Raw genomic sequence first — 21,802 nt, 5'->3', positions numbered from 1 at the left:
GGGACGCGTAACATCAGGGGGCGCAATCTTATGGGTGCGGCGGCGCGGCGCGGTCAAGCCTTGGCGGGCGGGCTGGCGGACTGGTGCGCGGCAAGCCACGCGCTGGCCTGCGCGGAATCACGCGCGATCTGCGCCTTGAGCGCATCAAGCCCGTCAAACCGGCGCTCGGCGCGCAGCAGCGTATGGAGTGCCACCGACAGGGTCTGACCATACAGATCGCCCTCAAAGCCGAGCAGATGCACTTCCAGCCGGCTTTCCTGCCCGTCATTGATGGTGGGCCTGCGGCCGATATTGGCAACGCCGGGGCAGACCCGGCCATCAGGCAGGCGCACGCTCACCGCATAGACCCCGCGCGCGGGTTCGAGGTGGCGGCCAAGGGAAATGTTGGCGGTGGGGAAGCCAAGCAGGCGGCCACGCTTGTCGCCATGCTGCACCACACCGCGAATCGACCACGGGCGGCCGAGTTCCTCCGCCGCGCGCTCGGGGTAGCCATCCTGCAACAGCCTGCGGATGCGGCTTGAGGAATACGGCCCAAGCGAATCGGAAAGCGGCGGCACCACCGTCAGCCCGATGCCCAGCGCCTCGGTCTGCTCGGTCAGGAAATCGACATTGCCCTGCCTGCGGTGGCCAAAGGCAAAATCCATGCCGCAGGCGACATGGCGCAGGCCAAGCCCTTCATGCAGCACGCGGGTAACGAAATGCTCGGCGCTCATGGCGCTGAATTCGGGGTCGAACCCGATCTGGAACACATGCCTGACCCCAAGGGCGGCAAGCGCTGCAAAACGCTCCTCGGGCAGGGTCAGGCGAAAGGGCGGGTCCTGCGGGCGGAAGAGTTCGCGCGGATGCGGCTCGAAGGTCACGACCGCCAGTTCACACTCGGGGCGGGCGGCATGCAGCGCATGGACCAGATGGGCATGGCCGAGATGCACGCCATCAAAATTACCCAGGGCCGCCACGCACCCGCGCGCGCTATCGGGGGTATGGCGCCAGTCGGTATGCAGCCGCGCCTTCATGCCACCTCCGGGTGGGGCAGGCCAAAACGCTGTGCCACCTCGGCCAGGGAGCCTGCCACCGGGTGCGTGGTGCCGGGCTGCGTGCCGTCCTCGGCATGGACGATCTGGCAGGTGCGCAGGCCCGCCTGTGCCGCCGCGTCAAGCTCGGCCACCACATCGGACAGGAACAGCACGTCGCCCGCCTGCCAGCGCGCGGCATCAAGGATGCGGCGATAGCTTTCGGCATCGCGCTTGCCGCCCATCTGCAGGTCGTAAAACCCCACGAACACGTTGCTCAGGTCGCCTTCGGTCGTATGGCCATAGATCAGCTTCTGCGCCGCCACCGAGCCGGAGGAATACACCGCAAGCGAAAGCCCTGCAGCAGCCCAGCAGCGCAGGGCGGGCACCACATCGGGGTAGAGCCCGGCCTTGAGCACACCCTCGGCATAGCCCTGCGCCCAGATCATGCCCTGCAGGGCCTTGAGCGGCGCCACCTTGGCATCCGCATCCATCCACGCTTCCAGCTGGTGCAGGGGGGGCACGCCGGGGGCAAGACGCGCGATTTCCGCGATCTGGGCCTTTACTTCGGGGTCATCCGCATGGGTGCGCAGCAGGGCGGGCAGCGCCTTGCGGGCATAGGGGAACAGGGTCGCATGGACGAAGGAAACCGGTATGGTCGTCCCCTCGATATCCAGCAGCACCGCGCGTACTGGCGGCTGCGTGGCCTGGGTCACGGTCTTGTTCTCCTTCGGTGCGGCTCAGGCTTCAGCGGGGAAGCTGGCTGCGATGTCACTGCCGGTATAGCGCGCGATCCAGCCATCAGGGTTGGTGAAGATGCGCAGCGTTACGAAATCGGGCGTCTCGCCGCCATCAAACCAGTGCGGCGTGCCTGCGGGCACCGAGATCAGGTCGCCCGCCGTGCAGCGCACGTCATACACGCGGCCATTCACATGCAGGATGAAATCACCCTGCCCATGCACGAAAAACCGCACCTCGTCCTCGCCATGGGTGTGCTCGGACAGGAATTTGCGCCTCGCTTCCGCCCAGCCCTGCGTGTCGGGGCCAACGCGCAGCACATCGGCGGAACCGGCTCCCGTCTCGCCCATAAGCTGGTCAAGATAGGGGCGGTAAGCGGCCAGCACCTCGGCCTCGGGGGCTGCACGGTCGGGGGTGACCGGGCTGTTCCACTGCTCGAAGCGCACGCCAATGGGCGCAAGCTCGGCGGCGATGCGGGCGGGGTCGGTCAGGTGAATGATGGGCGTGCCGGGATTGTTGTCGGCAAAAACGTTCAGGCGGCTCATGCGAGCTTCCTCCTCTCGAGTTCGCAGGCAAGCAGGAATTCAAGCCCCTCCAGCCGCGCAAGGGCCATGTCCATGTCAGCCCCCCACACATAAACCCCGTGCCCACGGATGATGTAGCCCGCGCGCATGCCATCAAGATGCGGGGCCACCACGCGCGAGAGGCGTGTGATGTCCTGATCATTGTCGAATATGGGCACCGTTACGTGGGCGGCATGCGTGTTCTGCCCGGCAAAGACCTTCTGCACCTCGTAACCTTCAAGCACGAGGGCGTCGCCTCCTGCCATCGACAGCACGGTGGAGGCAACGGAGTGGCCATGAAGCACGGCACCTGCTGCCGGGTCATGCGCATAGACCTGGCAGTGCAGCAGTGTTTCGGCGCTGGGCCGGTCGCCTGCGGCAAGCGGGCGGCCATGGGCATCGACACAGATCACCCCATCCGGCCCGAGCAGCCCCTTGTGGCCACCCGAGCGCGTGATGGCGAGGTTGCCATCAGGCAGGCGGATGCTGATGTTGCCTGCCGTGGCGGGCACCCAGCCAAAGCGGTCCATGCGCTGGCCCGCGGCGATGATGCGCTCCACCGCGCGGCAATAGGCCCCTGCGGGAAAAACGGACTGCGTCATGATTTAACGCGGTCCGCCCGCGCGATCGGAAAGCCGCGTCATTTCACGTTATTGGTGGAAGGCTGCGGCGCTTCGGTAAAGGTTGCATCCTTTTCCTTGCCCGGCCCCTGGATGTGACCGGAGGCAACGGGCTCGTGCGGCTCGTCATCGGCCATGTTCTTCTTGAATGACTTGATCCCGCGCGCCATGTCACCCATGAGCGAACTGATCTTGCCGCCGCCGCCAAACAGTACCAGCACCACTGCCAGTACGATCAGCCAATGTCCCCAGCTCAAGCTACCCATCGCATCCCTCGATCCGCGTCCATGACGCAAAATGCCGTGTTGGCCACCGCTCCTGTATGGAAGCGGCCTGCCCTCCCCGCCTATGTGAGGGGAGAGCGCATGATATGCAAGCTCCCCTGCCTCACGCCACTCAGCCCCGTGGCAGGATGAACCCATAGGCAGGATAGACGGTTTTGCCCATCGCGTGAATGGGGGACCACCAGACCTTGACCTGCGACCAGTCATTGCGCCCCGATACATCGACCACCGGCTCGCCGTGACCTACCCTTCCTGGCACCCAGTTGGCCTGGTCCACCAGTACCTCACGCGGGCCGCGCACCTGCTGCACGACCGAGACATGCCCATCAGGCAGGCGGCCCGTCGCCCTGAACACCAGCACCGCCCCGGTGCGGGGCACATGCGTGCGGGGGTAATGTCCCTGCGCCTGCCCCCACCATGAGGCCGCATCGCCGCGCAACTGCACATGCGTGACCTGCCGCGCATAGGGCGCGCACTGTACCGCTCCATGCCATCCCTGCCCGCTGCCCCCCGCGCACGCCGCAAGCGACAGGAGCGCAAGCCCCCCTGCCGCCTGCGCCAGCACGCGCCTCACGCCATCCTCATACGCATGATCCTGTCCTCCGCCTCGTCACGGTCCATATCCAGCGCCGTGCGCGCCGTATCGCGCGTAAAGCCCGCGCGCGCCATGGCATCCATCGCACGGCGGTCGCGCAGGGCGGCCTCGGCCTCATCGGCATCGGCCCGCAGGAAAGGCCCCGCCCGGCGCTTGCGGATGAACACGAGAGCCGCAGCCAGTTCGGTCTCGCGCCCCTCGCCATCACGCGCGCCCAGCGCTTCCTCCACCGCCACTCCTGCCGTCGCTTCATCCACGCCGCGCGCGCTCAGATGGGCCGCAACCATGCGGCGCGAGCGCCCGGCCCGCGCCAGGGAACGGGCCCGGAATTCCGCAAAGCGGGCATCATCCACCGCACCCAGCCCTTCCATATCGGCCACGATGCGTTCGATCAGCACGCGGGCGGGCTGCACACTGCGCGCGGCCTCATCGGCGTCCATCCCGCCATCAACCGCGCGACGCGCCCAGCGGTCGACATGGCGGGTCAGCACCCGCGTCACCCCTGCCCGCGTGGCCGAGAAGCGGGCCAGATAGGCCAGTGCGACCGCGCGCAGCGCAGCACCATCGGGCGCTGGCGGCAGCGGGCGGGGTGCAGAACGGGAAGGACGGGCCACCATGATGCGCGCAGTGTGCCACAATCAGCCCCCGCGCGCCTATGCCAGTATGGCAGGCATGGCCACAACGCGGGGTGGAAATGGCGCGGAAGGTTGCATTTCGCCCCCGTGCGCCATATTCTTCCGCTTTTCCGGCTCCGGGCGCGGTGGGCAAAGCTCCCGCAGGCGGCCTGGAAAAAGCAGGACCGAAAAGAGGCCCACCCCGAGCGGTGGGTTGTTTTCGTTTCTGGACCATCATTCTTTTTTTCTTTGAACCGAAATCGCAAGGCCATTCCATGATTTCCGCCCTGATGCCGAATTACAATCGCGCCGACCTCGCTTTCGAGCGTGGCGAAGGTGCCTGGCTGTACACGGTGGACGGGCGACGATTCCTCGATTTCGGTTCCGGCATCGCTACCTCCTCGGTCGGGCACAACAACCCGCATCTGGTGCAGGCCATCGCGCAGCAGGCGCAGCGCGTCATGCATGTCTCCAACCTGTATCGCGTGCCGCAGGCCGAGCAGCTGGCCGAGCGGCTGGTTGCCAACAGCTTTGCCGACAGTGCCTTCTTCTGCAATTCGGGTGCGGAAGCCAATGAAGGCATGATCAAGATGATCCGCCGCGCGCAGGCCAAGTCCGGCCATCCCGAGCGCACGCGCATCATCTGCTTCAACGGCGCCTTTCACGGGCGCACGCTGGCGACCCTGTCGGCTACCGGCAACGCCAAATACCTTGATGGCTTCGGCCCCCGGGTGGAAGGCTTCGACCACGTACCGCTCAACAACATGAACGCCGTGCGCGACGCCATCTGCGCCGAGACGGCTGGCATCATGATCGAGCCGGTGCAGGGCGAGAGCGGTATCCATGTCGCCGACCCGCGCTTCATGCGCGAACTGCGGGCGGCGTGCGATGAATATGGCCTGTTCCTGGGCGTGGACGAGGTGCAGTGCGGCATGGGCCGGACCGGCCGCCTGTTCGCCTATGAATGGTCGGACATCACGCCCGATATCCTGTCCACCGCCAAGGGCATTGCGGGCGGCTTCCCCATGGGGGCAGTGCTGACGACCGAGACCATTGCAAAGCACATGACACCGGGCAGCCACGGCACCACCTTTGGCGGCAGCCCGCTGGCCTGTGCCGCCGCCAACGCGGTGCTCGACATCATCCTCGCCCCCGGCTTCCTTGAAGGCGTGCGCGCGCACGCGGCACAGCTTGACGCAGGCTTCGACCGGCTGATCGCAACCCATCCCGACATTTTCACCGCCCATCGCGGCCTCGGGCTGCTCATTGGCCTGAAATGCAGGCCCGACGTAGCGCTGGTGCAGAATGCGGCCGTGGGCGAAGGCATGCTGTGCGTAACGGCGGGCGACAACGTGCTGCGCCTGCTCCCCCCCCTGACCGTGACCGAGGCCGACTGCGCCGAGGCCCTGTCCATGCTGGACCGGGCGGCTGCGCGCGTGCATGCCCACCTCGCGGCCACCAATGCGGAGAATGTGGCATGAACGCGCTGCGCACCCCCACCCATGTCACGCCCCGTCATTTCCTTGACCTCAAGGAAATAGATGCCGCAACGCTGCGCGCCATCCTCGACGTAGCCAGCGGCATCAAGCGCATGCAGGACCACAGGGCGCGCCCCATGCACCCCGCCCTGCCGCTGCGCGGCCGCGCGCTGGGGCTGATGCTCTCCAAGCCCTCCACGCGCACGCGTGTTTCGTTTGAAGTGGGCATGCAGCAGCTTGGCGGCAACGTGGTGCTGCTGGCGCCATCCGACATGCAGCTCGGACGCGGCGAGAGCATTGCCGATACGGCCCGCGTGCTGTCGCGCTTTGTCGATGCCATCGTGCTGCGCACCGGCAGGACCGAGAACCTGCGCGAACTGGCGCGGTGGAGCAGCGTGCCGGTCATCAACGGCCTGACGCCGGATTCGCACCCCGTGCAGATCATGGCCGACATCATGACGTTCGAGGAACATCGCGGCCCGATCAGGGGCCGTACGCTGGCCTGGGTGGGTGATGGCAACAATGTCGCCACCTCCTTCATCGAGGCCGCCGCCCTGTTCGGCTTCAGCCTGCGGCTGGCAACGCCGCCAACCCATGCACCCTCGGTTGCAGCGGTTGCCTGGGCGCGCGCGCATGGCGGCGACATCACGGTCACGACCGACCCAGTTGCCGCGGTAAAAGGCGCTGATGCGATCATTACCGATACCTGGGTCAGCATGTCCGACAAGGCATCCGACCAGCGGGTGAGCGCGTTCGAGCCCTACCGGGTTGATGCGGCGCTGATGGCGCATGCTGCCCCCGATGCCCTTTTCCTGCACTGCCTGCCTGCCCATATCGGGGAAGAAGTGACCGAAGACGTGTTTGAAGGCCCGCGCTCCGTCGTGTTCGATGAGGCGGAGAACCGCCTGCACGCGCAAAAGGGCATTCTGGTCTGGGCGCTGTGTGGCGCGGACTGGCAGCAATATGGAAAGGAACCCACCGCATGACCGGCCCCGCCGAACAGCCTGCCCTGCCCACCGGCACCGAAGAGACACCCGAGGTGCCCGGCTGGGCGGAAAAGAGCGCGCGCGACATTTTTGCCGCCCTGCCGGTGCATGACGCGCGGCTTGACACCATCCGCGATGCCTATCTGGACTGCCTTGCCGGTGCGGGCCGCACGCAGGACCTGGACATGGAACATGACCGATGCCGCCAGCAGGCCCTCAGCGCGGTAGAAAACGCGGGCCTGCTGCCCGCCGCCGGGCTTAAAGACCTCGACCAGCGCCTTGCCGCGCTGGAGGCGGATATTACCGCCAACCTCTGATTTCCCAGCGCCCTGCTGCAATGGCGGGGCGTGATGAAGCGGGTTTGTGCCATGACCTCCAATATTTCCTCCCCCGCCTTTCTCGACACCAGCCGCCCCGACACACCCGATCTGGTCGTGCCGCAGGGCGTGGTGCCGTTCTATCTCGATAACCGGCCCGTGCGCGGCCGCCTCGTGCGGCCGGGCGTGCTGACCGACACGCTGCTGACCCGCCACGACAACCCCGACTGCGTGCTCAGGCTTGCGGGCGAGGCGCTCGCACTCGTCGCGGCCCTGGCCTCGGCGCTCAAGTTTCAGGGGTCTTTCTCGCTGCAGGCCAAGGGCGACGGACCGCTGAGCCTGCTGCTGGCCGACTGCACCGATGCGGGCGCGCTGCGCTTTCATGCCCGCTCGGATGATGAGGCGGTGGCCGAACTGCTCAAGACCAACCCCAACCCCACCGCGAGCGACCTGCTGGGCAAGGGCTACATTGCCTTCAGCGTGGACCAGGGGCCTGATACCGACATCCATCAGGGCATTGTCGAGATCAGCGGGGAGAGCCTGTCGGAGATGGCGGCGCATTACTTCGCCACCTCCGAGCAGCATGCCTGCTGGGTCAAGCTGTTCTGTGACAAAACGGAAGCTGGCTGGCGCGCGGGCGCGCTGGTGATGGAAAAGATCGCCATGGGCGGCGGCATTGAAGCCGATATCACCCCCGAGGAAGGCGATGATGCGTGGGAGACCGCCATCACGCTTGCCACCACGCTTACCGCGCGCGAAGTGCTCGATGACCGGCTTGGCTCGGCCGACCTGCTGTACCGCCTGTTCCATGCCGAAGGGCTGATTACGGGCCAGCCCCGCGCACTGGCCTTTGGCTGCCGCTGCTCGCGTGCGCGGCTGTCGAGCCTGCTGGAAACCTTTCCGCTCGATGACCTTGACCACATGGCCAAGGACGGCACGATCACCATGAACTGCCAGTTCTGCAACCATGACTTCCACTTCCAGCGCAGCGAGATCAGCGGCAAGACCGCCTGACAGCCCCTATGCGCCCGGCGCGGGACATGGCACGATCACACTCCTGATCGACCGACCGCGCCGGGTGCGCCAGCCGTTATCGGGATATATCCATGCGACCGAACCGTTCGCCGCTTAGCTCCTTGTCGTTACGCCGCAGCCTGCGCGTGGTGCTGGCCGCAGGCCTGCCCCTGATTGCACTGACGGCTGTCAGCGCGCCTGCCTACAGCCGCCACCACCATGACGAGCCGACCACCTTTGCCGGGCCGCAATATGGCGATGAGCCGCCGCTGAGCCTGAATGTGGCCACCATATCGGTGGTGGACCGGGGCGGGCCGGGGCTGGTGCCGGGCGACCTGTCGGGCCGCGCGCCCAACCCGCCTGATGACCTGCTCAAGCAACTGGCGCATGACCGGCTGCTGGCCGCAGGCAGCGGGGGTAGCGGCACGTTTACCATCGACCGGGTTTCCATCCTGCATGAGCCGGGCGGCATCCTTGATGGGCAGTTGAACGTGCATCTGGACGTAACCTCCGCCGATGGCCGCCGCACCGGCTATGCCGTGGCCCAGGTCACCCGCTCGTTCGACCCCCAGAAAAAGCATGGCAACAGCGACACGCCCCAGAACCTGAACACCCTGACCAACCTCATGTTGCAGGACATGAACCAGGAGCTGGGAAACCAGATCCGCGCCAATCTGGGCAACTGGCTGGTCACGCCGCAGGCACCGGGCAGCGTGGCTGCCCAGCCGCTTGATGGCGACACGCCTGCCGTCACCACCACCACCCCCGCCGGCCCCGCCACCGGGGCAGATACCATGACCATTGGCGGCGGCCCGACCGATGACCACCCGGAGGCCGCGACCGCTCCGGCAGCAGCACCCACACCCGCGCGGGCCAAGGCCATCCATGAAGAACCGGACGCGATCTTCCCGGAAGGATATTCCTCCGAAGGTAGCGATACCGCAGCCCCGACCCCGCAGATGCGCTCACCACAACCGGGCAACCTGACCCTGCCGGGCAGCACGGGCCAGTAAGCAGGGACAAGAGTTTCCGGGCGCCGCCTTTTTTCAAAAAAGTCGGCGTTCTTTTATCTCTCCTGCCTTCGCGGGTTATCTACCCGCAGGCGCGGTCATTTCCAGCACGATGGCCGGGGTCAGGATTTCAGGCAGGATCACTTCCTCCCCATGCGCGGGATAGTAGGCGTAAAACGGCACCCCATCGCGCCCATGCGCCTGCAGGAAGGCGGTAATGGCCGCATCACGCAGGGTCCAGTCACCTTTCATGTACACAATGCCGCGCTTGGCAAAAGCCGCCTGCACGCTCTGGCTCGACAGGGCCACACGCTCATTGACCAGGCATGAGATGCACCACGCCGCCGTCATGTCCACAAATACGGGTCTTCCCTGCCGCCGCAATTCAGCCAGGCGGGTGGGTGAATAGGCCGAACTGCCATCGGCCACGCGCGCTGCCCCCCGGTCATGCAGCGTGGCGGGCGGCAGCACAGCCCCCCCCACGAATGCCGCCAACAGGCTCAATGTCGCCACCGCGCGGTACACCCCGGCGCGCCCCTCCATGGCATCGCGCAGGTCAAGATGGTTGGCGCGCCGCAGGCTCCAGCAGCCAATGGCCACCAGCACCAGCCCTGCGCCCAGCACAGCAAGGGCATCCATGCCGCCTTCCAGCTTCGCAACCCATCCCAGCCACACGCAGGTTGCCAGCACCGGCAGGGCCAGCAGGTTGCGCACCGTTTCCATCCATTTGCCTGGCTTGGGCAGCCACGCCAGCAGGCCCGGCATGGCGGCCAGCACAAGATAAGGTGCTGCCAGCCCCAGCCCCAAGGCGGCAAAGACCACCACTCCGATCACGGGCGAGGCCGCAAGCGCGGCTGCCACCGCGGCCCCCATGAACGGCGCCGTGCACGGCGAGGCCAGCACCACGGCCAGCACGCCGGTCAGGAAATCACCGGCATGGGCGGGCAGGTTGCCCCCCACCCCCATCAGCCGCAGCCCGATGGTAAACACGCCCAGCAGATTGAGGGCCACGGCAAACAGCAGCAGGCAGATAACGGTCACGAACCCTACGGACTGGAACTGAAACCCCCACCCCGCCTGGTGTCCTGCCACCCTTAAAGCCGCAATAACGCCGCCAAGTGCGACAAAGGATACGACCACACCCGCGCCATAAGCCGCAGCCCCTGCCAGCGCCGTCCCCCGCGCCCCGCGCGCCATGCGCTCAAGAGCGAGGATCTTCATGGCCAGCACGGGAAAGACGCAGGGCATGAGGTTCAGGATCACGCCGCCTGCAAACGCCATGAGCAGCAGCACCCCTACATTGGCGCGTGCCGTCGTTGCCGCCACCGGAGCGGCAAGGGCCACCACCGCCCCCGGCACCGGCCTGACCTGCAGCCCGCGCTCACGCCCCATGCCGTCACGCAGCACCACAATGCCGGACAGGTTGGCGCCCCCATGGAATTCCGGCCCCGGATGGAGCGCAAGCTGCACCACGCCATCGCGCACCGTCACCGCCTGAGGGGCATCGTGATCAATCGCGCCCGCTACCTCGGGCATGAACCAGGCCTCGTGCACACTGTCAGCCGAGAGTTCGCGCCCACGCAACTGCATGATCCCGTCTGGCGAGACCTTTGCCTCAAACGGCGAGGCCACGGGCCGGGCCGCTGCGGCCTGCGCAAAGGCGGGCGCCTGAGCCGAAGGAAGAGATGTTCCACGCGGCAGGCTCAGGCTGAACGTACCATGCTCGGGCACGCACACCTCGGCACAGACCAGCCAATCCGCCACGGCGTTGAGCGTGAGCGGGCCGTCGCCATCGCCCGCCACGGGGGTGAGGGTGACAGGCAGCAGCACATCGCCGGTATAGGCGTAGGATGTCAGCGGCCCGTCATGCAGTACGCGCGGCGTGGGCCATTCAATGGTGCTGGCCTGACCTGTGGCCCCGCCCTGCGCGTTCACCACAAGGGTGGGCGCAGCGCCCGCATCACCGGGGTTGAGCCAGTAGGTGTGCCAGCCGGGGGCGAGTTGCAGGCGCAGCCCCACATGCAGGGCGCGGCCGGGGCTGTAGGTGTCATCATCCGTGACCAGCGTGGCGGTGGCGCGGGGCGAGGTTACGGGGTCGCTCTGGGCGGCGCGGGCAGCAGGCAGAGCAGTGACCAGCATGCACAGGATCGACACAAGCCACAGAAAGGGCACGGACATTACTCCACCAGAAAACGGGGATAAGGAAAAACGCAGTCACGCATCACGGCAAGGATTGCCCCGCCACCATGCCCGACGCCATAAGATGAAGATATGGCTTTCGACCCGACCTTGCAAAACCGGCTGCATGCCCTTGTGGCCCAGAACGCCGCCGCCCTGCCCGCAGCTCAGGCCCTGCCCGCCCTTCAGGCGGCGCTGGCACGCACATCCAACGCCGTTCTGGTCGCACCACCAGGTGCGGGCAAGACCACGCTGGTGCCGCTTGCCCTGCTTGATGCGCCATGGCGCGGCGATGGGCGCATCCTCATGCTTGAGCCGCGCAGGCTGGCTACGCGGGCGGCTGCCACCCGCATGGCGGAACTGGTGGGTGAGCCGGTTGGCGGGCTGGTGGGCTACCGCACCCGGCTTGATGGTGCGGGCTCGGAGCGCACGCGCATCGAGGTGATTACCGAGGGGCTGCTGGTGCGCCGCCTGCTATCCGACCCCACGCTTGATGGCGTGGCCTGCGTGATCTTTGATGAAATTCATGAACGCTCGGTCGATGCCGATGCAGCACTCGCCTTCTGCCTCGACCTGCAGCGCAGCCTGCGGCCGGAACTCAGGCTGGTGGCCATGTCCGCCACCATGGATGGTGCAGCCCTCGCCACCCGCATGAATGCCGAGCGGGTGGAAAGCGAAGGCCGGATGTTCCCCGTGGAGATCCGCCACGCCACGCGTGACCTCGTGCACCGCCGCGACCTGCCCGATGCCATGGCCGCCGCCATCCGAACCGCCATTGCGCAGGATGAAGGCGATGTGCTGGCCTTCCTGCCCGGCGTGGCCGAGATCCACCGCACGCGCACCGCCCTTGCGGGCATCGATGCCGATGTGCTGCCGCTTTATGGCGAACTCCCCCCCGCCGAGCAGGACCTGGCCCTTACACCGCAGTCCGCCGGGCGCAGGCGGGTGATCCTGTCCACCTCCATTGCCGAGACCTCGCTCACCGTGCCGGGCGTGCGCATTGTGGTCGATGGCGGGTTCCGCCGCGTGCCAAGGCTGGATGTGGGCACGGGGCTGACGCGACTCGATACGGTGCGCATCTCGCGCGCCGCCGCCCAGCAACGCGCGGGCCGCGCGGGCCGTGTAGCACCCGGCATTGCCATCCGGCTCTGGACAGAGATGACCAGCCGCGCCATGCCGCCACACGACCAGCCGGAAATGATGGAGGCCGAACTGACCGGCCTGCGGCTCGATGCCGCTGCCTGGCAGGAAGCGATGGGCACGGAGCCTGCCGATCTCCCCTTCCCCGATACGCCCCCCAATGGCGCGTTCGAGGCCGGGCGCAGCCTGCTTGAGGCCCTCGGCGCGCTTGACGAGGAAGGCCGCATCACCCGTGAGGGCACGCGCATGGCCGCCCTGGGCGCGCATCCCCGCCTTGCCGCCATGATGCTGGCCGCCCGCACGCCCGCCGAACGCGCCATGGCCGCCGATATCGCCGCCCTGCTGGAGGAACGCGACCCGCTGCGCCCCCGTCGCCCCGCAGGCGGCAGCCGGGGCGCCCCACCCGCAGCACCTGCCGATATCCGCCTGCGCCTTGACCTGATTGCGGGCGGCGACCACCCCGATGCCGACCGGGCTGCGCTCTCGCGCATCCGCCACGCCGCCCGGCAGTATCGCAGGCGGCTGGGGCTGGGCCGCGATATCGAGGCCACGGGCGACCCTGCCGCCCTGATTGCCGCAGCCTTCCCCGACCGGGTGGCGCAGGCGCGGGGCGATGTCGGTTCCTTCCGGCTGGCAGGCGGGGGCAGCGCCCGGCTTTCCAAGACCGATGAACTGGCGCGCAGCACCCTGCTGGCGGTGGCGGGCATGCATGTGCGCAAGGCGGCCGAGATCTGCCTTGCCGCCCCGCTGGAGCGCGACAACCTGCCCCAGACCCTGCTGGCGCGGGCAAAGGAACAGGTGGAAACCACGCTCGACACCACCACGGGCAGCGTGCTGGCCCGGCGCAGGCTACGGCTGGGCAACCTCGTGCTGCGTGACCGCACGGTCACCGCCAGCGCCGATGAGGTCTGCAGTCTGCTGTGCGCACAGGCGGCTCAGAACCTTGCCGCCACGCTGACATGGTCCGATGCGTGCCGCCAGCTTCAGGCACGGGTGGAGACCGCCCGCACGCAGCTTGACCGCCCGGACCTGCCTGACCTGTCGGATGCAGCACTCGCCACCACCACCGAAACATGGCTTGCCCCTTGGCTGGCCGGGGTGAACCGGCTTTCGGCGCTGGCGGAGATGGACCTGCTGGCCATGCTGCGCGCCACCATGGACCATGCCAGCCTGAAATGGCTGGACCGCATGCTGCCCACCCATCTTGACCTGCCCGGTGGCCGTGCCGCGATCGATTACCTGCAACCCGTGCCGGTGGCAGCCGCCCGCGCCCAGACCTTCTATGGCGTGACCCAGACCCCGCGCCTGGCCGATGGCAGGCTCGACCTGCGTATCGCCCTGCTCTCGCCCGCGGGCAGGCCGCAGGCGATCACGGCGGACCTTGCCGGGTTCTGGGCCGGGTCGTGGGCCGACATGCGGCGCGACATGCGCGGACGCTACCCCCGCCATGACTGGCCCGAAAACCCGGCAACAGCCAGCCCGCCACCACCCCGCCCGCGCCGGGGCGCGTAGGAATCAGATTAAAATAATAAAAGGTTTCGGGTGCTCCCCTGTTTCAAAAAAGCGGTATTGTTTCGACGCTTTTTGAAAAAAGCTTCCCCAAAAACGTCTTACGGCTTTCAAGCAGTGTTGCGCAGGCTTTTTATACAACCTCCAAAAACGCATGCATCTGGCCCTACCATGCCATGCAGACATGGCATTGCCGCTTTTTTCGGATAACATGCTTCATCATGAACGCATTCTCCCGCCTCCCGGCATGACATGGATCGCCACGGCCCGTCCGGCATCACGCCTGCTACCGGTCCTGCTGCTGGGCATGACCGGCGCGGGCACGGAGGCGCTTGCGCAGGATGTGGTGGCGGCACCCGCATCCACCGTGCCTGCCAGCCCCTCGCTGTTTGCGCCCCCAGTGCCGCCTGTGGTGCAGACCGGGCCGCTGACCTTCGCACCGCTCGTGCGCCAGGTTGGGCCTGCGGTGGTGAACATCGCCGTATCACAGGCGCAGGACAGCCATCAGGCCGCTGCCCGCCAGCCCCTGCCGCCAAGCGTGAAGGGCACGCCGTTCGAGCATAAATTCCGCGAGCGCATGCGCGCCCATGGCGAGGAAATGCTGGGCGCGGGCTCGGGCTTCCTGATCGACCCCGGCGGCGTGATCGTAACCAACGCGCATGTGGTGGGCGGTGCTGACCAGATTACCGTCTCGCTCTCCGATGGCACCGAGTTCCCGGCCCGCCTCGTGGGCAGCGATGACCTGACCGATATCGCGGTGATCCAGATCCATGCGCCCCACCCCATGCCCTTCGTGCCGTGGGGCGACAGCAGGCTGGTCAATATCGGTGACTGGATCATGGCTGCGGGCAACCCGTTCGGACTGGGCTCGAGTGTTACGGCAGGCATCGTATCGGCGCGCGGGCGTGATATCGGCACCAGCCCCTTCGATGACTTTTTCCAGATCGACGCGCCCATCAACCCCGGCAATTCCGGCGGGCCGTCCTTCAATCTGGGCGGGCAGGTGGTGGCGGTGAACACGGCCATCGTCTCGCCCACCGGCGGCTCGGTGGGCATAGGCTTTGGCCTGCCATCGGAGATCGTGGCGCCGATTGTGGAGGAACTGCGCCAGAACGGGCATATAGACCGTGGCTGGCTTGGTGTTACACTGGCCGACGGCGCAGGGCATGGCGGCGTGCAGATCGTGGGAATCGACCGTGATGGCCCGGCCATGAAGGCGCACCTGCGCATTGGCGATGTCATTACGGCGGTCAATGACGAGCCGATCGACACCGCGCGGATGCTGATCCGCTCGATCGCGGCAAAGCGGCCTCATTCCACCGTAACGCTGCACATCCGCCGTCGCCACGATACCATGAGCCTGGAGGCCTGCGTAAGCCACCGCCCTGATGAAGACCTGGACGACTGACCGACCCCGCCCCAACCGACACGAGGCCATTTTGCATATTCTTGTTGTTGAAGATGACCCCACCGTCCTCTCTTTCGTGGCCAAGGGCCTGAAGGAAGCAGGCCACCTGGTCGAGATGACCGATAACGGCAAGGACGGCCTGTTCATGGCCGTGAGCGAAAAGTTCGACCTGATCATACTCGACCGCATGCTGCCCGGCGGCATTGACGGCGTGCGCCTGCTCGAGACCATTCGCGCGCAGAACAACACCACCCCCGTGCTGCTGCTCTCGGCGCTGGCGGATGTGGATGACCGCGTGCAGGGCCTCAAGGCAGGCGGCGATGACTACGTGACCAAGCCGTTCGCCTTCAGCGAGCTGCTGGCCCGCGTCGAGGCGCTTGGCCGCCGGGGCCGCACCGAGAGCGCGCCCCAGACCAAGCTGGAAGTGGCCGATCTCGAGATCGACCTGCTCTCGCGCACGGTGCGCCGGGGGGGGCAGAGGATCGACCTCCAGCCACGCGAATTCCGGCTGCTGGAATACCTTGCCCGCCATGCAGGCCAGGTCGTGACCCGCACCATGCTGCTCGAGGGCGTGTGGGACTACCATTTCGACCCGCAGACCAACGTGATCGACGTGCATGTCTCGCGCCTGCGCCAGAAGGTGGACAAGCCCTTCGGCGCGCCCCTCATCCATACCATCCGCAATGCGGGGTACATGCTGCGTGCCGAGTAACAGGCAACCCGCAGCGCCCTGCGGGAGCAACCGCGTGCCCTGTCCGGCGCAGGGGGCAGCCTCCCCCGGCACGGCACGCCCCCCGGCGGCAGGGAGGCGCCTGCGTGGATGCCCGCTGCGCGGGGGGGCATGACGACGCCCGCCTTTTCCACGCCCGGCCCGCCACGCCGCTCGCGCTGGCGGGCGTGGCGGTCGGCCAGCCTGCGCTTTTCGCTGGCCTATGGCACGATGTTCGCGCTGTCTTCCATCCTGTTCATGTCATTCATGTGGTGGGGTACGATCGGGTTCCTTGAGCGCCAGGTGGAAACCGCCATCAACGCCGATGCCCGCGGCCTGGCCGAGCGCTGGGTCATGGGCGGCCTGCCCACGCTGGCCCTGACCATCGAGGACCGGCTTGAACAGAACCTTGATGATGACGCGATCTATCTGGTCATCGACCCGCAGGGCAATTACCTGACCGGCAACGTCTCCGCCTGGCCCAGCAAGGTCGAGCACACCGACCGGTGGTACAACCTGCCCGATACCCGCGCGGGGCTGCGCGGCATGGCCCAGCTCCATGGCTACAACCTGCCCGGCACGGCCCAGACCCATACGGAAGGCCAGCTTGATAGCGGCTATCGCCTGCTGGTGGGGCGTGATGTGCGCGCGCGCGGCATCCTGCGCCATCTGCTGACCGATTCGCTGCTGTGGGCGTGGGTCATGGTTACGCTGCTGGCCATCAGCGGGGCGGTGCTGGTGCACCGCATCTTCCGCCGCATGGTCAAGACCGTGGCGCGCACCACCTCCGCCATTGCGCATGGCGACCTGAGCCGCCGCATGCCGCTTGTGGGCAATGGCGACGAAATGGACCAGGTGGCCGAGGCCATCAATGAAATGCTCGACCGGATCGTGCGCCTGATGGATGGCGTGCGGCAGGTCTCCAACGCCATTGCCCATGACCTGCGCACCCCCATCGCCCGTGCGCGCACCCAGCTTGAAGATGCCGCACTCCACGCCAGCACGCCCGATGAACTGCGTGGCGCGATCGACCGCGCGGTGGGCGACCTTGATAACGTGACCGCCGTGTTCGAGGCGCTGCTGCGCATTGCCCAGATCGAGGCAGGTGCGCGCCGCTCCGCGTTCATGACCTTTGACCTCGTGCCCGTACTGCGCGATGTGGCCGACCTTTATGAAGCCGTGGCCGAAGAGCATGGCATTGTCCTCGCCCTCGATCTGCCCGCGCGCCTGTTCTTTTACGGCGACCGCTCGCTGGTGCAACAGGCGGTGGCCAACATGCTTGATAACGCCATCAAATTCTCGCCCCCCGGCGGCACGGTTTATCTGCGCGCGCATTTGCGCGAGGTCGCGCCAGGGCGCCTTGCCGGCCCCACGGGCGAGGGCATGCTCGACCTTTCGGTCAGTGACGAGGGCATTGGCATGAGCGAGGCGGACATGGCGCGCGCGACCGAGCGCTTCTTCCGTGCGGAAAAGGCCCGCCACACCCCCGGCTCGGGGCTGGGGCTGTCGATGGTCCGCGCCATCGTGCAGCTGCATGGGGGGCAGATGCATCTCTCCTCGCATGCGCCGGGGCTTACGGTTTCGCTCGCCCTGCCCGTAGCCGCAAGCGCCCTGACTGAAGCGGAAGAGGATCTGTCCTCATCCGCGCACATATCAGGCATGACTCAAACGTCACCTTTACCCCATCAGCACGACACGAACAGTAGCGTAGAGTAACAGGATGACCATGCAATCCTCCGTGACGCCCGCCATCGTCGTGATGAGTTTCTGCCTTTGCGGCGCAGCACCTGCACCGGTAGCGCCGGAGGACACGCCCCAGATCATGACCGCGCGTGATGGCGGGAGTGACAAGCCGGTCATCATTACCAGCGACACCAAGGCCTACTGCAACCGGCTGCTCAACATCATCGATGCCTATGGCCCTGCCCTGCCACAGGATGTGGACAGCCTGCGCATGCAGGGTGCCGACATGTGCCGCGAGGGGCGCATCCGCTCGGGCATCGTACGGCTGCGTCGCGCGTTGGTTGAACTCAAGGAGACCACGCATTCATGACCCGACCCCATTTTTTGTTCCCCGCCCGCTGCAGCCAAAGGGTGGCGTTGTGCGGCCTGCTGGCAGTAGCCGCGCTGCATCCGGCAACAGGCATGGCCCAGACCCAGTCCCCCGACTCCACCCGCCCCGATGGCACCGAACTCGAACTGAGTGCGACCGGCACCGTGCAGGCCCCGCCCGATGAACTGACCGCGACCTTCACCGCCGAGGCGCAGGCCGATACCGCCGCTGCGGCACAGGCACAGCTCAATACGCTCATCAGCAAGGCCATTGCCGCCACCGCCCATACCGACGGGCTGGTGATCAATGCCGAATCCTATTTCGTGCATCATGATGAAGGTGATGTGCACCAGAACCGCAAGCCGCACTGGGTGGCGCGGCAGGGCCTGCGCCTGACGGCAGCCGATGGCAAGGTGCTGCTGCCGCTCGTAGGCCGCATCCAGGCCGAAAACCTGGCGCTGACCCGGCTGGACTGGTCGCTCTCGCGCGGCAGGCGCGCGGAACTGACCCGCAAGGCCGAGACCCTGGCGCTGGAAGACATGCAGGCCCGCGCGCAGGCGGCAGCCGCGACGCTGAAGCTCAGGGTGGCCTCCATCCGTTCGGTCGCACTGGAAGAGCAGAACTTCCCCCGCCCCATGCCCATGATGATGATGGCCCGCATGGCCCCGGCTGACGGAATCGCGCCTGAAGCGCCCACCGGGCAGCAGGATGTAACCGCAACGGCACGGGCCACGGTTATCCTCAAACCTTAAACAGATTTGATAAAATAAAAGTTTTGGGGCGCCGCCTTTTTTCAAAAGGCGGCGTTCTCCTGAAGCTTTTACCCACAAAAAAAGCCCGGAGGGTAATCCCTCCGGGCTTTTGCGTCCTGCACCCGCAAAGGTGTCAACGCGGTGCCAGCACCATGATCATCTGGCGGTTTTCAAGCTTGGGCATATGCTCAACCTTGGCCAGTTCATCCATCTCGGCGCGGATACGTTCGAGAACTTTCACACCCAGATCCTGATGCGCCATTTCGCGGCCACGGAAGCGAAGGGTCACCTTCACCTTGTCGCCCTCGCCGATGAAGGTCTTCATCGCGCGCATTTTCACCTGATAGTCATTTTCATCAATGTTCGGGCGAACCTTGACTTCCTTGATTTCAATGACTTTCTGCTTCTTGCGCGCTTCGTTGCGCTTCTTCTGCTGCTCGTATTTGAACTTGCCGTAATCGAGCACCTTGGCCACCGGCGGCTCGGCGTTCGGGCTGATTTCAAGCAGGTCAAGACCAGCGGCATAAGCGCGTGCCAGCGCATCACGCGTGGACATGATGCCGAGCATCTCGCCCTCTTCATCGATCAGACGCACCTGCGGCACGCGGATCTCTTCATTGACGCGGGGGCCCTCTCGATTTGGCGGAGTGGGCATCGGGGGTCTGGCTATGGTCAGCTCCTGTAACTGTTGCATTCAAACGGCAGGCAAGGCCATTCCCGCTGCCCGCGCCCCAAGGCCGAAGCCGTGGAAAATACGCGGGCAAGGAATGACCTTACATTATGGAAAGATATGTGACGCAAAGACGCGCCCCAGATCAAGTACTGTCTTGCCCCGCACCTGCGAAAACAGCCATGCAGTTCCGGCACGGGACAAAGGTAATCAGCCGCGCTTGCGACGGATATCGGGTGGCAGGGCCTCATATGCAAGGGCCGAGACCGCTTCTTCGAGCGGCAGCACCTCCTGCGTCTTGCCGCCAAGGCGGCGCATGGCCACGGTGTTTTCCTCCGCTTCCTTGCGGCCCACCACCAGAATGACCGGCACGCGCGCCAGGCTGTGCTCGCGAATCTTGGCGTTGATCTTCTCGTTGCGCAGGTCGGCCTCCACCACCAGCCCGGCTTCGCGCAGGGTGTCGGTCACATGCTGGGCATAATCGGCCGCATCGGTCACGATCGAGGCCACGACCACCTGCGTGGGTGCGAGCCACAGCGGGAAGCGCCCGGCATGCTGCTCGATCAGGATGCCAAGGAACCGCTCGAACGAGCCGAGAATGGCCCGGTGCAGCATGACAGGGCGATGGCGCGCGCTGTCCTCGCCCACATAGGAGGCATCGAGCCGCTCGGGCAGCACGTAGTCGACCTGCAGCGTGCCGCACTGCCAGTCACGGCCAATGGCATCACGCAGCACGAATTCCAGCTTGGGGCCATAGAATGCACCCTCGCCCGGATTGTGCTCGTAGGTGACGCCCGCCATGTCGCACGCCACTTTCAGCGCGTTCTCGGCGCGGTCCCATGTCGCGTCATCACCCGCGCGCTGCTCGGGACGATCGGCGAATTTGACGCGGAAGTGCTCGAATCCGAGATCCTGATACACATCGGCCAGCATGCGCACGAAGCGTGCGGTTTCATCAGCGATCTGGTCCTCGGTGCAGAAAATATGCGCGTCATCCTGCGTAAAGCCGCGCACGCGCATGATGCCGTGCAAAGCACCCGAGGGCTCATAGCGGTGGCAGGCCCCGAATTCCGCCATGCGCAGCGGCAGTTCACGATACGAGCGCAGCCCGTGGCGGAAGATCTGCACATGGCACGGGCAGTTCATCGGCTTCAGCGCGAGTGTCTTGTCCTCGTCCTCCACGGTGGCGATGAACATGTGCTCGCGGTATTTGTCCCAGTGGCCCGAGGCCTCCCACAGGGCGCGGTCGACAAGCTGCGGGGTGCGCACTTCCTGGTAGTCATTGGCCGTCTGCGCGCGGCGCATGTAATCCTGCAGCACGGTGTAAAGCCGCCAGCCCTTGGGGTGCCAGAAGATCTGGCCCACGGCTTCTTCCTGAATGTGGAACAGGTCCATCTCGCGGCCAATGCGGCGGTGGTCGCGGCGTTCGGCCTCCTCAAGCTGGTGCAGATGGGCCTCGAGTTCCTTGCGGTCACGCCAGGCGGTGCCGTAGATGCGCGTAAGCATGGGGTTGCGGTGGTCGCCGCGCCAGTAGGCGCCCGCCACCTTCATCAGCTTGAAGGCATGGCCCACATCGGCCGTGCCGCGCAGGTGCGGGCCACGGCACAGGTCCAGCCATTCGCCCTGGCGGTAGATCGAGATTTCCTCATCCGCCGGCAGGTCGCGGATCAGCTCGGCCTTGAAGCGCTCGCCCCTGCTCTCGAAGAATTCGATAGCCTTTTCCCGCGGCCAGGCTTCGCGCACGAAGGGCTCGTTGGCGGCCACGATCTCGCCCATGCGCTTTTCGATTGCGGCGAAATCCTCCGGGCTGAACGGCTCGTTGCGGTAGAAATCATAATAGAAGCCATTCTCGATCGACGGACCAATCGTGACCTGCGTGCCGGGAAAGAGCGACTGCACGGCCTCGGCCAGCACATGGGCGGCGTCGTGGCGGATCATTTCCAGCGCCTCGGGGTCCTTGCGCGTGATGAAGCGCAGGCTGGCGTCATGGTCGATCTCACGGCCGATGTCCATGAGCCTGCCATCAACTTCCATGGCAAGGGCGGCGCGGGCGAGACCGGCGCCGATGGACTGCGCCACGGTAGTGCCCGTCACTGCCCCGTCAAAGCGGCGAACGGATCCGTCAGGCAGGGTTATGGCAGGCATGGTTTCATT

21 protein-coding genes are annotated in these 21,802 nt (G+C 66.2%); 11 read left to right on the top strand and 10 right to left on the bottom strand.

Features of this window, described 5'->3' with window-relative positions; all coding sequences use genetic code 11:
- Nucleotides 1-53: 53 nt before the first annotated feature.
- The 7 genes from FMA36_RS08605 to FMA36_RS08575 form a co-directional block, all read right to left on the bottom strand.
- Entirely contained in the window at nucleotides 54-1,013 is a 960-nt protein-coding gene (locus tag FMA36_RS08605) for a bifunctional riboflavin kinase/FAD synthetase (protein WP_159261995.1), read from the bottom strand.
- Nucleotides 1,010-1,726, bottom strand: a complete 717-nt coding sequence (gene mtnC, locus FMA36_RS08600) for an acireductone synthase (protein WP_159261994.1) — start codon at nucleotides 1,724-1,726, stop codon at nucleotides 1,010-1,012. The genes FMA36_RS08605 and mtnC overlap by 4 nt, the downstream gene beginning before the upstream one ends.
- A 24-nt stretch (nucleotides 1,727-1,750) precedes the next feature.
- Entirely contained in the window at nucleotides 1,751-2,293 is a 543-nt protein-coding gene (locus tag FMA36_RS08595) for a 1,2-dihydroxy-3-keto-5-methylthiopentene dioxygenase (protein WP_159261993.1), read from the bottom strand.
- Entirely contained in the window at nucleotides 2,290-2,913 is a 624-nt protein-coding gene (locus FMA36_RS08590) for a methylthioribulose 1-phosphate dehydratase (RefSeq protein WP_159261992.1), read from the bottom strand. The genes FMA36_RS08595 and FMA36_RS08590 overlap by 4 nt, the downstream gene beginning before the upstream one ends.
- Before the next feature lie 38 nt (nucleotides 2,914-2,951).
- On the bottom strand, nucleotides 2,952-3,197 hold the full coding sequence (locus FMA36_RS08585; protein WP_061273365.1) for a twin-arginine translocase TatA/TatE family subunit: 246 nt from the start codon (nucleotides 3,195-3,197) through the stop codon (nucleotides 2,952-2,954).
- Nucleotides 3,198-3,327: 130 nt separating this feature from the next.
- The gene (locus tag FMA36_RS08580; protein WP_159261991.1) at nucleotides 3,328-3,789 is read right to left on the bottom strand and encodes a CHAP domain-containing protein; all 462 of its coding nucleotides are present in this window, start codon (nucleotides 3,787-3,789) and stop codon (nucleotides 3,328-3,330) included.
- Nucleotides 3,786-4,427, bottom strand: coding sequence for a regulatory protein RecX (locus tag FMA36_RS08575; protein ID WP_159261990.1), 642 nt, complete (start codon nucleotides 4,425-4,427; stop codon nucleotides 3,786-3,788). The genes FMA36_RS08580 and FMA36_RS08575 overlap by 4 nt, the downstream gene beginning before the upstream one ends.
- A gap of 272 nt (nucleotides 4,428-4,699) precedes the next feature.
- Between FMA36_RS08575 and FMA36_RS08570 the strand changes: the two genes are divergently transcribed.
- From FMA36_RS08570 to FMA36_RS08550, 5 genes are all read left to right on the top strand, one after another.
- Complete coding sequence (locus tag FMA36_RS08570) at nucleotides 4,700-5,905, top strand: aspartate aminotransferase family protein (RefSeq protein ID WP_159261989.1); 1,206 nt, start codon at nucleotides 4,700-4,702, stop codon at nucleotides 5,903-5,905.
- A complete protein-coding gene (argF, locus tag FMA36_RS08565; protein WP_159261988.1) occupies nucleotides 5,902-6,888 on the top strand; it encodes an ornithine carbamoyltransferase in 987 nt (328 codons plus the stop codon). Before FMA36_RS08570 ends, argF begins: the two co-directional genes overlap by 4 nt.
- On the top strand, nucleotides 6,885-7,205 hold the full coding sequence (locus FMA36_RS08560) for a hypothetical protein (RefSeq protein WP_159261987.1): 321 nt from the start codon (nucleotides 6,885-6,887) through the stop codon (nucleotides 7,203-7,205). The genes argF and FMA36_RS08560 overlap by 4 nt, the downstream gene beginning before the upstream one ends.
- A 33-nt stretch (nucleotides 7,206-7,238) precedes the next feature.
- Nucleotides 7,239-8,219 carry an Hsp33 family molecular chaperone HslO gene (gene hslO, locus FMA36_RS08555; protein WP_159263780.1) on the top strand — a complete coding sequence of 327 codons (981 nt, stop codon included), beginning with the start codon at nucleotides 7,239-7,241 and terminating at the stop codon, nucleotides 8,217-8,219.
- A 92-nt stretch (nucleotides 8,220-8,311) separates the two neighbouring features.
- The gene (locus tag FMA36_RS08550) at nucleotides 8,312-9,232 is read left to right on the top strand and encodes a hypothetical protein (RefSeq protein WP_159261986.1); all 921 of its coding nucleotides are present in this window, start codon (nucleotides 8,312-8,314) and stop codon (nucleotides 9,230-9,232) included.
- Between the two features lie 75 nt (nucleotides 9,233-9,307).
- On the opposite strand, the gene FMA36_RS08545 is transcribed toward FMA36_RS08550, so the two are convergent.
- The gene (locus FMA36_RS08545; RefSeq protein WP_159261985.1) at nucleotides 9,308-11,407 is read right to left on the bottom strand and encodes a protein-disulfide reductase DsbD family protein; all 2,100 of its coding nucleotides are present in this window, start codon (nucleotides 11,405-11,407) and stop codon (nucleotides 9,308-9,310) included.
- Nucleotides 11,408-11,500: 93 nt separating this feature from the next.
- On the opposite strand from FMA36_RS08545, the gene hrpB reads away from it, so the two are divergent.
- The 6 genes from hrpB to FMA36_RS08515 all read left to right on the top strand — a co-directional run bounded on the left by hrpB (nucleotide 11,501) and on the right by FMA36_RS08515 (nucleotide 18,978).
- Nucleotides 11,501-14,059 (top strand): ATP-dependent helicase HrpB, encoded by a 2,559-nt coding sequence (gene hrpB / locus FMA36_RS08540; protein ID WP_240906305.1) that lies wholly within the window; start codon nucleotides 11,501-11,503, stop codon nucleotides 14,057-14,059.
- 181 nt (nucleotides 14,060-14,240) lie between these two features.
- A complete protein-coding gene (locus tag FMA36_RS08535) occupies nucleotides 14,241-15,464 on the top strand; it encodes a S1C family serine protease (protein ID WP_159261984.1) in 1,224 nt (407 codons plus the stop codon).
- A gap of 31 nt (nucleotides 15,465-15,495) precedes the next feature.
- Nucleotides 15,496-16,176 (top strand): winged helix-turn-helix domain-containing protein, encoded by a 681-nt coding sequence (locus FMA36_RS08530; protein WP_159263777.1) that lies wholly within the window; start codon nucleotides 15,496-15,498, stop codon nucleotides 16,174-16,176.
- Nucleotides 16,177-16,305: 129 nt separating this feature from the next.
- Nucleotides 16,306-17,889 carry a sensor histidine kinase gene (locus tag FMA36_RS08525; protein WP_159261983.1) on the top strand — a complete coding sequence of 528 codons (1,584 nt, stop codon included), beginning with the start codon at nucleotides 16,306-16,308 and terminating at the stop codon, nucleotides 17,887-17,889.
- A 10-nt stretch (nucleotides 17,890-17,899) separates the two neighbouring features.
- Nucleotides 17,900-18,226, top strand: a complete 327-nt coding sequence (locus FMA36_RS08520) for a hypothetical protein (protein WP_240906304.1) — start codon at nucleotides 17,900-17,902, stop codon at nucleotides 18,224-18,226.
- Nucleotides 18,223-18,978 (top strand): SIMPL domain-containing protein, encoded by a 756-nt coding sequence (locus tag FMA36_RS08515; protein ID WP_159261981.1) that lies wholly within the window; start codon nucleotides 18,223-18,225, stop codon nucleotides 18,976-18,978. Before FMA36_RS08520 ends, FMA36_RS08515 begins: the two co-directional genes overlap by 4 nt.
- 133 nt (nucleotides 18,979-19,111) lie before the next feature.
- Here the strand turns inward: FMA36_RS08515 and infC are convergent, their stop codons facing one another.
- Complete coding sequence (infC, locus tag FMA36_RS08510) at nucleotides 19,112-19,633, bottom strand: translation initiation factor IF-3 (protein ID WP_061273391.1); 522 nt, start codon at nucleotides 19,631-19,633, stop codon at nucleotides 19,112-19,114.
- Between the two features lie 225 nt (nucleotides 19,634-19,858).
- Entirely contained in the window at nucleotides 19,859-21,793 is a 1,935-nt protein-coding gene (thrS, locus tag FMA36_RS08505; protein ID WP_159261980.1) for a threonine--tRNA ligase, read from the bottom strand.
- Nucleotides 21,794-21,802 lie beyond the last annotated feature (9 nt).

Source organism: Komagataeibacter xylinus (genome assembly GCF_009834365.1).
In the GTDB taxonomy this organism is placed as follows: domain Bacteria; phylum Pseudomonadota; class Alphaproteobacteria; order Acetobacterales; family Acetobacteraceae; genus Komagataeibacter; species Komagataeibacter xylinus_D.
Note: the sequence above shows the minus strand (reverse complement) of the source record. Positions and strands in the feature narration are given on the sequence as shown.

What these genes read in the sequence shown, in the direction of transcription:
- FMA36_RS08605 (WP_159261995.1), bottom strand. Translation starts at nt 1,013, where the DNA reads ATGAAGGCGCGGCTGCATACCGACTGGCGCCATACCCCCGATAGCGCG.
- FMA36_RS08595 (WP_159261993.1), bottom strand. Translation starts at nt 2,293, where the DNA reads ATGAGCCGCCTGAACGTTTTTGCCGACAACAATCCCGGCACGCCCATC.
- FMA36_RS08590 (WP_159261992.1), bottom strand. Translation starts at nt 2,913, where the DNA reads ATGACGCAGTCCGTTTTTCCCGCAGGGGCCTATTGCCGCGCGGTGGAG.
- FMA36_RS08585 (WP_061273365.1), bottom strand. Translation starts at nt 3,197, where the DNA reads ATGGGTAGCTTGAGCTGGGGACATTGGCTGATCGTACTGGCAGTGGTG.
- FMA36_RS08575 (WP_159261990.1), bottom strand. Translation starts at nt 4,427, where the DNA reads ATGGTGGCCCGTCCTTCCCGTTCTGCACCCCGCCCGCTGCCGCCAGCG.
- FMA36_RS08570 (WP_159261989.1), top strand. Translation starts at nt 4,700, where the DNA reads ATGATTTCCGCCCTGATGCCGAATTACAATCGCGCCGACCTCGCTTTC.
- argF (WP_159261988.1), top strand. Translation starts at nt 5,902, where the DNA reads ATGAACGCGCTGCGCACCCCCACCCATGTCACGCCCCGTCATTTCCTT.
- FMA36_RS08560 (WP_159261987.1), top strand. Translation starts at nt 6,885, where the DNA reads ATGACCGGCCCCGCCGAACAGCCTGCCCTGCCCACCGGCACCGAAGAG.
- hslO (WP_159263780.1), top strand. Translation starts at nt 7,239, where the DNA reads ATGAAGCGGGTTTGTGCCATGACCTCCAATATTTCCTCCCCCGCCTTT.
- FMA36_RS08550 (WP_159261986.1), top strand. Translation starts at nt 8,312, where the DNA reads ATGCGACCGAACCGTTCGCCGCTTAGCTCCTTGTCGTTACGCCGCAGC.
- FMA36_RS08545 (WP_159261985.1), bottom strand. Translation starts at nt 11,407, where the DNA reads ATGTCCGTGCCCTTTCTGTGGCTTGTGTCGATCCTGTGCATGCTGGTC.
- hrpB (WP_240906305.1), top strand. Translation starts at nt 11,501, where the DNA reads ATGGCTTTCGACCCGACCTTGCAAAACCGGCTGCATGCCCTTGTGGCC.
- FMA36_RS08535 (WP_159261984.1), top strand. Translation starts at nt 14,241, where the DNA reads ATGGCATTGCCGCTTTTTTCGGATAACATGCTTCATCATGAACGCATT.
- FMA36_RS08525 (WP_159261983.1), top strand. Translation starts at nt 16,306, where the DNA reads ATGACGACGCCCGCCTTTTCCACGCCCGGCCCGCCACGCCGCTCGCGC.
- FMA36_RS08520 (WP_240906304.1), top strand. Translation starts at nt 17,900, where the DNA reads ATGCAATCCTCCGTGACGCCCGCCATCGTCGTGATGAGTTTCTGCCTT.
- FMA36_RS08515 (WP_159261981.1), top strand. Translation starts at nt 18,223, where the DNA reads ATGACCCGACCCCATTTTTTGTTCCCCGCCCGCTGCAGCCAAAGGGTG.
- infC (WP_061273391.1), bottom strand. Translation starts at nt 19,633, where the DNA reads ATGCCCACTCCGCCAAATCGAGAGGGCCCCCGCGTCAATGAAGAGATC.
- thrS (WP_159261980.1), bottom strand. Translation starts at nt 21,793, where the DNA reads ATGCCTGCCATAACCCTGCCTGACGGATCCGTTCGCCGCTTTGACGGG.